Genomic DNA, 15,232 nt, shown 5'->3' with positions numbered 1-15,232 from the left:
TCTTCAGGAGAGGAAAATGAGATTACATCGTCAGGTTGCGATCGCAATTACAACAGCATGGGTGTTCTCAGCGTTTTTTTCCGGTGGAGCCTGGGCTGCACAGCAAACGATTAACTACTCTAATGGTTCAGGTTCCAATTTTAGTGAGGTGGAGACCGGCGTCACAGGGGGTATGCCCTCAGTCACTCTTACCAATGCAGGTACTGTATCTATGGTATTAGATGCGGGCACTAGCTCGGATGGCACTCCGTTTACTGGCCTAAATGACCTCGGATTTGTAGCTGGTGTTCTTTACTCAAATACCATGATTAATGAGTTCAACAATCGTGGCTTCCGCTTTTTTGAGAAATCAAGTACTAACTTCAGTTTCGACGAAATTACCTTTATGCAGGGGTCGGCCCGAGACTCAGATAAAACGTATCAACTTGTGTTAACTGGCTTCTCTAATGATACTCAAACAGTGACCGAAACTGTCACCTTGCCAAAAGGTGGTGAAGCAAACTCAGGGTTACAGGACTTGTTTACCCTGACCCGTGGTACAGATTTTAATGATTCGGCATGGCAGGACGTTGATACAGTGACTATGGCGTTTACCCGAAGTCCGGGTGCTGACTCTCGTTATCTTATCAGAAGTATCAAGATTGATGACGCTGCGGTTTCAGACTCTACCGCGCCTACTTTTGTCAGTGCGAGCTCAACTCCCACTGATGATGCAACCAATGTTTCTGTTAGCAACAACATCGAGATTGCCTTCGATGAAAATATTGAGCTGAAGAGCGGCAATATTACCATTCGTAATGTTACCGACAGTCGCGACTTTGAAGTATTTAATGTTGCCACCGAAAGCGATGGCACAACAACATCACCAGGCGCTGGTCGCATCAGTGTTACCAACAATAAAGTTTACTTAAACCCAACCAGTGATCTGGCAGGGAACCGGACCTACGCCATTCATATTGAATCCAGTGCCGTGGCTGACAGCGCAAATAATAGCTTCGCTGGGATCAGCGATGATGCCACATTTAACTTTACGACAGTCGATACCACGCCAAATGCGCCATCTACACCCGATTTAGATGCTAGTTCGGATACCGGGCCATTAAATACTGATAATATTACCAGTGACACTACACCAACGTTTAGTGGGACTTCTGAGAGTGGATCGATCGTTACTTTATACAGTGATCAAGTCGGTGGAGGTGCAACGGTTATTGGCACAGGCACTGCTACTGGAGGAAACTGGCAGATAACAACCAATGAGTTGGCGTCTGGTATTACACATGCAATAAGTGCTAAAGCATCTGATAGCGATGATAATGTTAGCTCGGCATCCAACGCGTTAAGTGTCACCATTGATACAATAGCACCATCCGTAGTGAGCATTACCACGCCGATTGAGGCTGACAGTATCGTCAACGCTGCAGAAGACAACGATGTGTTGATCGCTGGCTCCGGCGCGGAAGCAGGCAACAGCGTGACCGTGACTATCACAGACAATAACAGCTCTGTCAGTCGTACGGTGACGGCCGACAACTCAGGCAACTGGACGCTGAGCGGCAGCGAGCTGGATGTCAGTGGCCTGAACAATGGCACCCTGACGGTGTCTGCAACCCAAGCAGATATAGCAGGTAATATCTCCACCGCAGCTAGCCAGAGTGTTACCCTAGACAATGCAGCCCCATCAGCAGTGACCATCACCACGCCGATTGAAACCGATGGTATTGTCAATGCGGCAGAAGACAACGACGTACTGATTGCTGGCTCCGGCGCGGAAGTAGGCAACAGCGTGACCGTGACTATCACGGACAATAACAGTTCTGTCAGTCGTACGGTGACGGCTGATAACTCAGGCAACTGGACGTTGAGCGGCAGTGAGCTTGATGTAAGTGCGTTTAACAACGGCACCCTGACTGTGTCTGCAACCCAAGCAGATATAGCAGGTAATACTTCTACCGCAGCCACCCAGAGTATTACTCTGGACAATGCAGACCCATCTGCTGTAATCATCAATACGCCGATTGAAACTGATGGGGTCGTCAATGCGGCAGAAGACAACGACGTACTGATCGCTGGCTTCAGTGCGGAAGCAGGCAATAGCGTGACCGTGACTATCACGGACAATAACAGCTCTGTCAGCCGTACGGTGACGGCCGACAATTCAGGCAGCTGGACGTTGAGCGGCAGTGAGCTTGATGTCAGTGGCCTGAACAACGGCACACTCATAGTTGCTGTGACGCAATCGGATACGGCGGGTAATACCTCCAGAGTGACCACCCAGAGCATTACCTTAGATAACGCCGCACCATCAGCTGTGACCATCACTACACCGATTGAAACCGATGGTATTGTTAATGCAGTGGAAGATAACGATGTGTTGATTGCTGGCTCCGGCGCGGAAGCAGGCAACAGCGTGACCGTGACTATCACGGATAACAACAGCTCTGTCAGTCGTACGGTGACGACCGACAACTCAGGCAACTGGACGCTGAGCGGCAGCGAGCTGGATATCAGTGGCTTGAGCAATGGCACCCTGACTGTGTCTGCAACCCAAGCTGATATAGCAGGTAATATCTCCACCGTAGCCACCCAGAGCGTAACCCTAGATAACGCAGCGCCATCCGCTGTTACCATTTCCACGCCGATTGCAATCGACGGTATCGTCAATGCGGCAGAAGACAATGATGTGCTGATTGCTGGCTCCGGCGCGGAGGCTGGCAATAGTGTGACCGTGACCATCACGGACAATAACAACTCAGTCAGTCGTACGGTGACGGCCGACAATACCGGGGCTTGGACGACTATTGGCAGTGAGTTTGATGTAAGTGCGTTTAACAACGGCACCCTGACGGTCGCGGCGAGCCAGAGCGATGCGGCGGGCAACACCTCCAGTATAGATAGCACAACAATTACGTTAGATAACGTGAGGCCAACTGTTTCTTTGAGCAGCTCAGACCTTGATTTGATCTCTGGCGAAACGGCGAGTATCACGTTCACCTTAAGTGAGTCCTCAAGTGACTTTACTGAGTCAGATGTCACCGTCACTGGCGGCAGTTTGTCTAACTTTGCGGGCAGCGGTGACAATTACACGGCCACCTTTACGCCGGATAGAGACAGTACAAGTACAGCGACGATTAACGTGGCGGCAGATTTCTTTACCGATGCTGCCGGGAATAGCAACACTGCTGCGCCTCAACTGTCTATAACCGTTGATAGTTTAGTGCCGAGTGTGACTATCTCCAGTGATAAATTGGCGCTGAAAGCGGACGAAACGGCGACCATTACCTTTACCTTAAGTGAAGCGTCGAGCGATTTTACCGAGGCGGATATCACGGTTAGTGGCGGTACTTTGTCTGGTTTTGCTGGCAGTGGTAGCAGCTACACTGCGACCTTTACACCAACGGAAGAGAGTGCGACGAGCGGTACTATTGAAGTTGCCACAGGCACATTTACCGATGCCTCTGGTAACACCAATAGTGCAGCTACACCACTTTCCATCAGCGTCGATACTGTGCTTCCAACCGTTAGTATCACTAGCTCCAGCGCTGCGTTGAAAGCGGGTGAAACGGCAACACTCACGTTTACCTTGAGTGAAGCCGCAACTGATTTTTCCGAAGCCGATGTGACCGTGGCTGGAGGAACTCTTTCTAACTTTGCGGGCAGTAGCGCCAGTTACACGGCTACCTTTACACCTGCAGAAGAAAGCACTGAGGATGCAACTATTGATGTTGCAGCCGAGAAATTTAGCGACGCAGCTGGCAACCTCAATACAGCAGCGACTCAGTTGTTGATCTCAGTGGATACGGGGATCCCGACTGGACATAGCATCAGCATTGATCAGGAGAGCATTAACAAAACCAACGAACAGGCGATGAGCTTTACCTTCGCAGCAGCTGAAGTGAACGCGATGTTCACTTATAGCGTGACCGACGGTACCACGACCATTGACGGCGCTAGTCAAACAATTTCTTCGGAGACCATGCAAGTAACGGGCATTGACGTCACTATTTTGCAAGAGGGGACGTTGACAGTAAGCGTGGTGGTAACCGATGCCGCTGGCAACGCATCTGATGCAGTGACGGATACTGTGACCAAACGCTACGATGTCGCGCCAACGGTAGTTGATGATAGCTTCTCGACTGAGGAAGATACGGCGAAACAATTTAATCTGTTAGCCAACGATTCCGATGTTAATGATGACATGGTCGCTTCTTCTACAACGATTAAAACGCAACCAATTAAAGGTCAGGTGTCGATCAGCAACGGCGTTGTTACCTATACGCCAAATAATAATGAGACAGGCACAGATAGCTTTACCTATACCGTGAAAGATGCCCTGCTGCAGGAGTCGCAAGAGGCGACAGTGACCGTCACTATCATGGCTATAAATGATGCGCCAGTCGCTAAAGCGCTGACCATCAACACCGACGAAGATACCGCAAGCGCAGCAGTCAGCGCGCGTAGTCAAGCGGAGGATGTTGAAGATGGCATCCCAACGGGTGATTTATCGTTAGTTAGTTTGCCTCAAAAAGGGCAAGTAGCCATTGATCAAACTGTAGGCACTTTTGTATATACGCCGAATCCGAATGAAAATGGTAGCGATAGCTTTACTTACACGATCGCAGACAGTGAAGGCGGCGTTTCTCTTGCGGCCACGGTCAGCGTCAATATCGGTTCCGTCAATGACTCACCAGTAGCGGAGGAAGACAGTTTTACTTTTGATGAAGATATCACATCGACACTCGATATTTTAAGTAACGACAGTGATATTGAAGATGGGTCATTCACCCCGAGTAGTATTACCCTGCAAGATCTTGGTCAAGGAGAGGGGGTATACAGTTTTGCCACGGTCAGTGTCAATGTCGATGGGACCTTAAAGATTGTGCCAACAGCGAACGTTAATGGTCAACATAGCTTTACCTACATGCTAACCGATAGTGGTCAAGCAGTCTCAGTGCCTGCAACCGTCACGCTCAATATTACGCCAGTGAATGATGCCCCCGTTGCTGTTGATAACAGTGCACAACTACTAGAGGGAGGCTCCTTCGAGGTCAATGTATTAGGCAATGATAGTGATGCCGATGTTGGAGACAGTTTTGAACTCACTAGTGTCACAGTCGTCGATACGCCAGCACATGGCAGTGTGAACGTGACGGCGTCAGGAGCGATTGTTTACAACCCCAATGAGAACTACTTCGGTGAAGATAGCTTCACCTATACGGTGGCAGACTTAGCAGGTGCTGTATCTAACGCCGCAACAGTGACCATGACAGTAACACCAGTCAACGACGCACCAATGGCGCAAGCACAGTCACAAACGCTTGATGAAGACAATAGTTTGGTGATCACGCTGGTTGGTTCAGATATTGATAACGATGATGACACTCTGCAGTATCTTATCACTGAGCAAGTCAGTCATGGCGTGCTAGAGCAGTTGACCAATAATAGTTGGCGCTATACACCAGAAGCGGACTTCAATGGCTCCGACTTCTTCTTGTTCAAGGTCAACGACGGTGATCTCGACTCGACAGAGGTTCGTGTCGATTTGACGGTTAATGCAGTCAACGATACACCAACCGCGACCGATATCAGTGCTACGGGAGAGGAAGAAATACCGCTGACCATTACTTTAAATGGTAACGATGCAGAAGGCTCATCTTTGAGCTATCAAATTGTAAAATCGCCAGTCAACGGTAATGTTACCGTCACAGGCAATCACGCGGTTTATACGGGTAGCAGTAACTTCTTTGGTCAGGACAGTTTCACTTACAGCGTAAGTGACGGAGAACTTACCTCTGGAGTGGCGTTAGTGACCATCACGGTGAATAACGTTAATGACTCGCCAGTGATTACGGGTACCCCATCGGCGCAAGTTGATGAAGATAGTGTGTATCAGTTTGTGCCCGCGGCATTGGACAATGACCCAGCGGATACTCTGACCTACTTGATAGCTAACAAGCCACCTTGGGCTACATTTGACAAGACAACAGGAGCGCTTTCTGGCACGCCAAGTAACCGTTATGTGGGGACTTATCCAGGTATCGTGATTAGCGTATCCGATGGCACTATTTCTTCCTCATTGTCAGCTTTTTCGATTACTGTGAATAACGTTAACGATGCACCCGTTATCTCTGGTTCACCAGCAACACAAGTGAATGAAGACAGCACCTATCTGTTCACGCCACAAGTGTCAGATGTTGACAGCCAAGCCTTCACCTTCAGTATCGTGAACAAGCCATCTTGGGCTAGCTTTGATGCATCAACAGGCACGCTTAGTGGTACACCAGATAATGGTGATGTTGGCAAATATCAGGGCATTGTTATCTCGGTTTCTGATGGTCTCACGACCACAATGCTCAATAGATTCAGTATTGTGGTTAACAATGTCAATGACGCGCCAGTGATCAGTGGCACTCCTGCTCTTACCGTCAACGAAGGCAGTACGTACCGCTTTGCGCTGCAGGCATCGGATGTTGATAGTAGTAGCTTGAGCTTTTCAATCCGCAATAAACCATCATGGGCAACCTTTGATAGAGCAACTGGGTTGCTAAGTGGTACGCCGGAAAATGAGCATGTTGGCAGCACCAATAATATTGTTATTAGTGTCTCAGACGGTGAGCTAAGCACATCTTTAGCAGCGTTTAGCATCACGGTAATCAACGTTAATGATGAGCCAGTGGCGGTTAATGATACCTATGTCTTTACCGAGAGTAACGATGGTAGCTACTTATTGGATGTACTCAGCAACGACAGCGATGTTGATCTAGATACATTACAACTGGAATGGGTTAAACCTACATCTGGAACGGCAACGATTGTGGGCAGTCAAATCCAATTGGTAACGACCTCAATTGGTACAGTGGCAGTGCAATACAGTGTGAAAGATGGTAACGGTGGAAAGGCCACCGCGAAAGCAATCGTGACAATTAAAAGTGCGAAATTGGACGCACCAACAATAGCCGCACCTTCAGATATCGAAGTGAACGCAACTTCGCTCTTTACTAAAGTTGCATTAGGCTCTGCTGTGGCACGAGATAGTACAGGCAAGCTATTACCTGTTTCATTGGTCGACAGCACGACCTTTTTCCGACCTGGAACTAATACGGTCTATTGGCGCACTCAAGACTCTGATGGAAACGTCGCTGAAGCTAGTCAAACGGTAACAGTGTATCCACTGATAAGTATCTCCAAAGATGCGCAAACCACGGAAGGCACCAATCATAGCGTATCGATACACCTTAACGGTCCTTCGCCGAGCTACCCAGTAATCATACCTTATACGGTTTCAGGAAGCACGGACAGTGATGACCACACGCTCACCTCTGGTGAAGTGGTGATACCTAGTGGTACCGAAGGCAAACTTTCGTTCGAACTACTTAATGATGGACAAAATGAGGGCGTTGAAACCTTAGTGATTGATCTGGACAGCACCCTTAATCTAGGTAGTAAGCGTCGTTACACCTTGACAATCTTTGAAGAGAATGTGGCTCCGAAGGTCACGGTAAGTGTATCTCAGGCGGGGGAGCAGCGGAGCCAAATTGAAAATGGTGTTGAACCGGTCGCAATCACGAGCAGTGTTAGTGATGCCAATATGTCCGATATACACAGTTTCAGATGGAGTAGTGATAGCGATGTACTTAACCAAGCGATTGCGGGGCAGATGTACAGCGAAACATTGACTTTCTCTCCGCAATTACTGAGTTCAGCGATTTACAATTTGCAATTGACAGTTACTGACAATGGCACTCCACCATTATCAGTGACACGGAATGTCTATTTAGAAGTGGTACAAACATTGGCGGAGCTCGGGAGTGAAGACAGTGATGGCGACTTAATCCCGGATGATCAAGAAGGTCATAATGATAGTGATGGTGATGGTATCCCTGATTATCTTGATGCAATTTCTGACTGTAACGTAATTCAACAGGTTGTGTCAGAAAAAGATCGCTTCCTCATTGAGGGGCAGCCAGGTGTCTGTTTACGCAAAGGAATAACCATTCTGACTAACGCAACAGGAGGAGCTTTATTGCTGGATGAGGAGCTTCCTAAAGATATCAACATGAAGAGCATAGGGGGAATCTTTGATTTTGTAGTAACTAATTTGCCGCTGCCCGGCCAAAGCTATCAATTAGTTTTGCCTCAGCGTTTACCTGTTCCAGCAAATGCAGTGTACCGAAAGTATAACGCTGAACAGGGGTGGATAGACTTTATTGAGGATGCTCAAAACACGGTTTCTTCTAGTGCTGGCGAGGCTGGTTATTGTCCGCCACCAGGGCACAGTTCATGGTCACAGGGTCTGACTGAAGGTGACTGGTGTGTACAACTTACCATTGAAGACGGTGGCCCGAACGATGATGACGGATTGGCTAATGGCAGTGTCGTTGACCCTGGCGTCGTTGCCGCTCGTGTAAGCAATAATACACCCCCTCAAGCGATTGACGACAATGCGTTTGTTAGTCTCAATGGTACGGTGACGATCGATGTATTGAGCAATGATACCGATGCTGATGGTGATGGGCTGAAGGTAAGTCGCGCTTCTGTAGATATTGGTAGTGTTAGTGTGGTTGATAACAAACTAAGTTATGTCACTCAACCACAGTACTACGGGGAGGCTTTGATCACTTATAGCGTAACGGATGGTAATGGTGGAACGGGATCGGCGAAGGTGACGGTAAATGTGGTAAACAGTCAGAATCCGAATGCGGTGGACGATAATATTACCACCGATGATCGTACCCCTGTCACGGTTTATGTCCTTGCTAACGATACCGATCCGGATAACGACACATTGAAGTTGGTTTCAGTCCAAGCGCAGTATGGGCAGGCGGTCATGAATGCAGATCAGAGCGTGACCTATACCCCTACCTCAGGGTTTGAAGGCAATGATGTGTTGACATATATCATTCAGGATAGCCAAGGCCTGCAAGACGCGGGGAAAGTTATAGTGACCGTTAAGTTGGTAAGAGATGTAAAGGTTGAAAATACTTCAGCAGGATCATTGGGTGGCATGGTGTTGATGCTTTTGATTTTGTTAGGAGCCATGCAACGTTATGGAAGAAACAGTGCTCTAGCACTAATTGCTGTGTTTAGTTTTAGTAGTCAAGCGGGCTGGTATGTTGATGTTCAAATGGGGTCAAGCCATGCAGATGAGCGTGATGCTGTTAAAGGTGATAACGTAATCTCTACTGACAACACCGGGTTCTATCGCTCTGTCGGGTTGGGATATACTTTTTCTGATCAATGGTCTGGAACTATTCGTTATATTGATATGGGTGAAGGTAGTGCTACATTGCGTAGTGCTACTACTTCACCAGAAGACTATCACGCCAATGTCGCATCTATAGCCCCACTCCTTGTTAAGGGCATGGGCTTCGACATCGGTTATAAGTTCTGGCAATACAATTCATGGTCCGCAAAACTGAGTTTGGGGGGCTTGTTCTGGGATACCGATATTGAAAGTACGTATCAAGGCAGCAAGATAACGACGGAAGTGGATGGTTTTGATGGATATATTGGTGCAGAAGTTGGCTACAACCTCTCAGATAATTGGGAGATCGGTATCCAAGGCGCTCGTTATTTTTTACATGAAAATGATGTTGATATAATTGCGGTACAACTTCGTTATTTTTTTGAGCCGTTAACAGCGTATTAACCTAGGGTTTGGTATTTTTCGATAATTTGTATCCTAAGCGATCATGAAGCGATATGGTAAATTACTGGAGATTAATGTCGTGATTGTGATCTTTATTATATAGGTCAATACTCTATAACAAATCCTTAATTACCTTGAAGTCTTTTCTTCTTTAACATCTAGCGAAAGATAGTGTTTTGATAGAGTGTTAAGCAGAACTTACTGTTCGATATTAGAAAAATAAGGTTCATTGAATGCTCGATGTGAACTTAAAAGAAGATGATTTACGCAATAGGGTTGCTGGTGGCGCTGAAAGTGTCAGCGTGATACGTCGCTTTACTTTGAACCTAGTACGTTTACAGTCGAAGAAATATAGTGTTGGGGCTGAAGCCAAACCAAGCGTGTCAGAGCGACACAGTTCGTATTGAACCCTTATTGGGTTGAAAAGCGTTCCACGCTGGCTGTCGCCCTGATGCTGATAACTGCGACGATAAATTGATACCGAGCAAAACGATAATTTTATATCTGCTTTAATCCAATATTGATTGAATAATATCAAATGCTTTTTCTATTTTTTGGGTAGGAATAATGCCAAATCCAAATAAGAGGGCATTAGAATGGTTGTTGATAGAAAAATGCGATGATGGGTAAACCGCTACATTTGATGAAGCAAATTTATTCATCATTTGTGTCGCGCATCCCGATACTTCAGCTGCTATATGCAATCCACCTTGGCTTGGAATACGTTGTAAGCAATCTATGTTGTCAATTAATTGAGTTAGCTTATTATACCTTTCGCTGTAGATTTTATTCATATTGAGTAAATGGTGAGAGAAATGACCGTCACGCATGAATTCGTCAAGTAGGATTTGAGACACTACAGATGTACTTCTTCCCAAGTGCCATAACATATTTGAAATTGGCTCTATTAAAGACTTTGGCGGAATCATATAGCCAATGCGTATGCCGGGAAATAGTATTTTAGAGAAACTGCCTATCATAGCGACGCAGTCATTTTTGTCTTGTGACTTGAGACCTTGCTTACTGGTATTGAGGTAGTGATATTCCGCATCATAATCATCTTCGATAATGATTGCGTTATTAACTTCTGCCCATCTCAGCAGTTCTAACTTCCTTTCAACTGAGTAGCTAAAGCCTAAAGGGAACTGATGACTAGGCGTTGTATAAATAATTTTGGTATTAGAAGGGATTGATTCAACGATAACACCTTGGTCGTCCATCGGCACGGAGCCTATTTGCGCGCCAAGTAATCGAGCTTGATTTCGAAAAACAGGATATCCTGGATCTTCCGTCGACACGAGATCCCCGGGAGAGAGTAATGTAAGGAGAGTCGTCATTATTGCCTGCTGGCACCCTTGCGTAATGATGATGTCTTCAGGGTCACAGATTACGCCTCTCGAGTGTCTCACATACTCGCAGATAGACTCTCGTAAACAAGCTAACCCTTGCAAATCACCACCATGTGCAAACTCTGGAGTTAATGCATTGAGCCTACTCAGTCTTGAGTGTCGCCAAATATGCTTTGCTATTCTCTGATGATCAGGAACGCCTAAAGTGAAGTCATAGTCTAGATTCTTTGGTGCGATGATCTCTGGCTTCTTCGCTGCGTTAGTGCCAAACACCCCTAGTTGGTAGTGTTTTATTGGTCTCTTATCTTGATTCATCGTTTGTTCTAGAGCATTACTTACGTACGTGCCAGACCCTGCCTTTTTTACTATCCACCCCTCGAACTGAAGTCGCTCATACACCGAAATGACAGTGTTTCTTGCTATGCCTAACTTTTTCGACAGCATGCGGGTTGACGGTAATCTCTCATTTGATCGTAATCTGCCTTCTAATATCCCTTGGTATATCTCGGAATAAAGCTGTTGGCTGGTGACTTTTCCAGTTTCGAAGTGTAGTGAAAATGGCATCGTTTTCTCTGTAGACGTTGAAAAGTGGTTCTAAAGCGTTGTGAGGATGTGGATCTGTATATACCAAGTATATCTACCTAGTATACCGTTATCGTGATATGGAGAAAGCGTAATGAGTACACTATTTCCCCATTTTGGAAACGGATGTTACTTACATTCGTATCTAACCGGCCTACCTATCAACGGTGATCAGGTTTAGACCTGTTTATATCGCACTAAAAATTTGAAGACACAGTGTTATTCATCGAGGGTTAACGATTGGAGTTCTTCAAGTCAGGATTACTTTTATATAAAAAGTTAAAAGCCTTGGAATAAACTAGAAATTAATTATAAGTTAAAATTAAAAAATTGAGGGTTCAATGAAGTTAAACAATGCCTTGCTGGCCATTTTATCGCTCACTTCTTTCGTCACGTTTGCGAAAACGGAGTTAACGGTTAGCAGTCAATTAAAGAGCGTAGTTGATGAATGCGCTAAAGGATTAATCAACGAATACGACATTCCGGGGTTGGCTGTTGCAGTAACGATTGATGGCAAGCGTTATTTTTACAATTACGGTTTTGCTGACGAAAGTAAGGGGAGTTTAGTCACCAACGACACAATTTTTGAACTCGGTTCTATCAGTAAAACTTTTGCCGCTACTTTGACTGGGTATGCCCAAGAAAAAGGTAAGCTAGACATGGATGACAAGGTCAAAGATTATATTCCAGAATTAGAGAATAGTGCTCTGGGTAATACCAAGCTAGTTCATGTCGCCACCTACACTGCGGGTGGTCTACCACTGCAATTTCCTAGCGAAGTAACGAACGACGCTGAAATGATGCAGTACTACAAAACGTGGCAACCGGAGTACGAAGCCGGTACTAAGAGGAAGTACTCAAACCCTAGTATTGGTCTATTTGGCTACATCGGTGCCTTGAGTATGAAGTCAGATTATACGGAAATGATGGAAACCGTCATTCTGCCTGAGCTCGGTATGACCAATACGTTTGTCGATGTACCAAAGGATAAGCTTAACAACTATGCTTTTGGTTATAGTTCTGAGGGAAACCCAGTTAGAGTTAATCCAGGTATTCTTGATGCACAAGCCTATGGTATTAAATCAACAAGCTCAGATATGCTTCAATATATCGAAGCAAATATGGGGCAAGCGCAACTTAATACTGATATAGAAAATGCGCTAGAGAGAACTCATACTAAGTATTTTGATACCGACACGTTTACACAAGCCGTAGGATGGGAGGGTTATGATTACCCCGTTTCACTTTCACAATTATTGAAGGGTAACTCCAGCGACGTAATTCTCAACGCTAAACTGGTTCAAGCAAGTGAATCCGGTACTCTCGGTCGTGACATTTGGTATAACAAAACGGGCTCAACAGGTGGCTTTGGGGCATATGTCGCGTATGTACCCTCTGAAAAAATAGGCATAGTGATTCTAGCGAATAAAAACTACCCTAATGCCGAAAGAGTAGAGGCTGCTTACCATATTATTAGCTCAGTGGTGAAGTGAATTTTAGTGGTAATAGGAACTACGTAATTATTAGAGTTTATTTAGATTCATACTATCTACAGTGTTTTATTAGATAGTATTTATAGGAGTATTCATGAAAACTAAGCATTGGTCTAAGGTGACTTTGCTACATGAAGTTGTTACGAACCCAAATATAACGATTAAAGGTAAACATAGTTATTACAGTGATTGTTGGGACGCCGGTTTTGAAGAGTCTGTTGTAAGATATCTACAAGGCGATGAGTTCAGCCGAGATTGGGAACCAAAATGGAAGATTGATAAGTTACATATAGGTGACTTTGTCTGTATTGCAGCGGAAGTTGTCATTGTTATGGGGGGAAACAGTACACATAGAGCTGATTGGTTCTCCTTGTACCCATTTATGGACTTTATTGAAGAAGCGTACGTCGGGAAAGGAGATACTCATATTGGCGATGGCGCCTGGCTCGGTATGCGATCCATGATAATGCCGGGTGTGACTATCGGAGAAGGAGCAATCGTTGCGGCAAACAGTGTTGTGACGAAAGATGTTGAGCCTTACAGCATGGTTGCGGGGTCACCAGCTAAGCATGTCAAATATCGCTTTTCTCGAGAGACGATAGACGAACTGCTTGCTCTTAGGATATATGATTGGCCTGATAAGAAAATCGACAGCCTGAAGAGATTTTTATGTTCAGACGATTTAGAAGGGCTGAGAAAGGCAAGCGCTGAATATGATAGAAACCACTCATAATCGTGACAGCGTCACTGTTTAGAAAGTAAGAAAGAGGTATTGTTGGGCCTCTTTGTATTAGATATCTAGCCAATACAATGAGTAATCATTTTATTCTTTTATTGATCTTTTACGTGAACATGATAGGGCGCGTACCATTTGCGTTCAAGAACAAGAGGACAACGTGTTTGGTAAAGGGGAAACCGATGGAATATCGGGAAATTATAATCATTAAGAGCCGCATGTAGCGGCTCTTTTTGATCCTGAAATTGGTTAGTGGCGACAGACTACGAAGCGCTCAGAGGGTTACGAGGACTCGCTTCAGATAAATGAAGAAAGAGCGAATCGAAGTGGCTGTTGTTACCTATTTGACTGCTCATACCGTTGCCATTCCGCTGTTAACTCTGCTTTTTCTTTTCTCGCTGCAATCAGCATTTCTATATTTACGTCAGTGTTTGGGTGCCTTTGAATGTATCGCTCGTAATCAACCGGAACACCATTGATGTGCAGTTCAAGATGTAAATGCGGCCCTGTTGTTCTTCCTGTGTTACCCGTTTTCCCTATCACTTGTCCTCGGCTGATCTTCTCACCAACATGGACGTTGCGCTGAGATAAGTGTAGGTAGCGTGATACAGAGCCATTTGTGTGGCGGATATTAATGTAGTTGCCTGCAAAACGGTTGTAGCGGGACTTTAAAACGATGCCATCAGCAATACTACGAATCGGTGTACCTACAGGTGTGGCATAATCAGTGCCTAAGTGCGGAGTCGTTATATTGGTCACTGGGTGTGTTCGCTTTAAGTCATAGTCAGAGCTCACTCTGTAGTTTTTATCAAAGGGTGAAGAAAACATGAACTGATTATTTATCGACACACCATGCTCATCAAATACGTTACCGTGACCATCATTGATAATAAATAAACCAGTTTTACTGCCTAAATAGTAAAAAGAACTAATGTAAGTTTCATTTTTACTATTTAATTTAGTTCTTAAGATAAAGTTATCACCTCTTTTAATAGAGTCAATAATATTAAACTTGCTTTTGATAAGTGCTAATAGCAAGTTGATCTCTTTTTGACTCACTCCTGATTTTAATAATGAAGCGACAAAAGAGTATTCAACAACACCGATAGTGATTTTTTGCCTACGAGTATTCTTTTTAATTGGTGGCTGCACATTCTCACTTTCGAATTCTAAAGGCTTGATGGTAGGTAGCCTATCCACAGGAGTGAGGAAGTAGTGAGAAAGCGATACGCTAATCAATATGATTAACGCAGTAGTGATAAGGGCTACGGTAGGAGCTTGCACACTCCTTTTTATTATTAAAATAGTCATTAGTTTTGTTGGTTTATCAATACTGACAGTTGTGCGTAGAGTATAATATTTTAAATAAAAACTAGCATTAAAGCATGAGTAATTCCTCTGTTTTAACTAAGTTAATAATTAT

6 protein-coding genes are annotated in these 15,232 nt (G+C 45.1%); 4 read left to right on the top strand and 2 right to left on the bottom strand.

Annotated features, from left to right (window positions below; genetic code table 11):
• Nucleotides 1–16: 16 nt before the first annotated feature.
• The gene (locus R7E42_RS02555; protein ID WP_318072313.1) at nucleotides 17–9,649 is read left to right on the top strand and encodes an Ig-like domain-containing protein; all 9,633 of its coding nucleotides are present in this window, start codon (nucleotides 17–19) and stop codon (nucleotides 9,647–9,649) included.
• 233 nt (nucleotides 9,650–9,882) lie between these two features.
• On the top strand, nucleotides 9,883–10,056 hold the full coding sequence (locus R7E42_RS02550) for a hypothetical protein (RefSeq protein WP_262635580.1): 174 nt from the start codon (nucleotides 9,883–9,885) through the stop codon (nucleotides 10,054–10,056).
• 102 nt (nucleotides 10,057–10,158) lie between these two features.
• Here R7E42_RS02550 and R7E42_RS02545 read toward each other — a convergent pair whose 3' ends face one another.
• Nucleotides 10,159–11,562 (bottom strand): PLP-dependent aminotransferase family protein, encoded by a 1,404-nt coding sequence (locus R7E42_RS02545; RefSeq protein WP_167416134.1) that lies wholly within the window; start codon nucleotides 11,560–11,562, stop codon nucleotides 10,159–10,161.
• Between the two features lie 359 nt (nucleotides 11,563–11,921).
• Between R7E42_RS02545 and ampC the strand changes: the two genes are divergently transcribed.
• Both ampC and R7E42_RS02535 read left to right on the top strand, forming a co-directional pair.
• On the top strand, nucleotides 11,922–13,073 hold the full coding sequence (gene ampC, locus R7E42_RS02540; RefSeq protein WP_318072312.1) for a class C beta-lactamase: 1,152 nt from the start codon (nucleotides 11,922–11,924) through the stop codon (nucleotides 13,071–13,073).
• A gap of 94 nt (nucleotides 13,074–13,167) precedes the next feature.
• Nucleotides 13,168–13,806: a CatB-related O-acetyltransferase gene (locus R7E42_RS02535; protein WP_005373432.1), complete on the top strand. Its 639-nt coding sequence runs from the start codon at nucleotides 13,168–13,170 to the stop codon at nucleotides 13,804–13,806.
• 339 nt (nucleotides 13,807–14,145) lie between these two features.
• Here the strand turns inward: R7E42_RS02535 and R7E42_RS02530 are convergent, their stop codons facing one another.
• Nucleotides 14,146–15,120, bottom strand: a complete 975-nt coding sequence (locus tag R7E42_RS02530) for a peptidoglycan DD-metalloendopeptidase family protein (RefSeq protein ID WP_167416132.1) — start codon at nucleotides 15,118–15,120, stop codon at nucleotides 14,146–14,148.
• Nucleotides 15,121–15,232 lie beyond the last annotated feature (112 nt).

It is taken from the genome of Vibrio sp. Vb1337, from assembly GCF_033338715.1.
Taxonomy (GTDB): Bacteria; Pseudomonadota; Gammaproteobacteria; order Enterobacterales; family Vibrionaceae; genus Vibrio; species Vibrio alginolyticus.
This window is presented reverse-complemented; position numbering and strand designations above follow the sequence as displayed.

Coding starts and splice junctions, on each gene's coding strand:
- R7E42_RS02545 (WP_167416134.1), bottom strand. CDS start 11,562: ATGCCATTTTCACTACACTTCGAAACTGGAAAAGTCACCAGCCAACAG.
- R7E42_RS02550 (WP_262635580.1), top strand. CDS start 9,883: ATGCTCGATGTGAACTTAAAAGAAGATGATTTACGCAATAGGGTTGCT.
- R7E42_RS02555 (WP_318072313.1), top strand. CDS start 17: ATGAGATTACATCGTCAGGTTGCGATCGCAATTACAACAGCATGGGTG.
- R7E42_RS02535 (WP_005373432.1), top strand. CDS start 13,168: ATGAAAACTAAGCATTGGTCTAAGGTGACTTTGCTACATGAAGTTGTT.
- ampC (WP_318072312.1), top strand. CDS start 11,922: ATGAAGTTAAACAATGCCTTGCTGGCCATTTTATCGCTCACTTCTTTC.
- R7E42_RS02530 (WP_167416132.1), bottom strand. CDS start 15,120: ATGACTATTTTAATAATAAAAAGGAGTGTGCAAGCTCCTACCGTAGCC.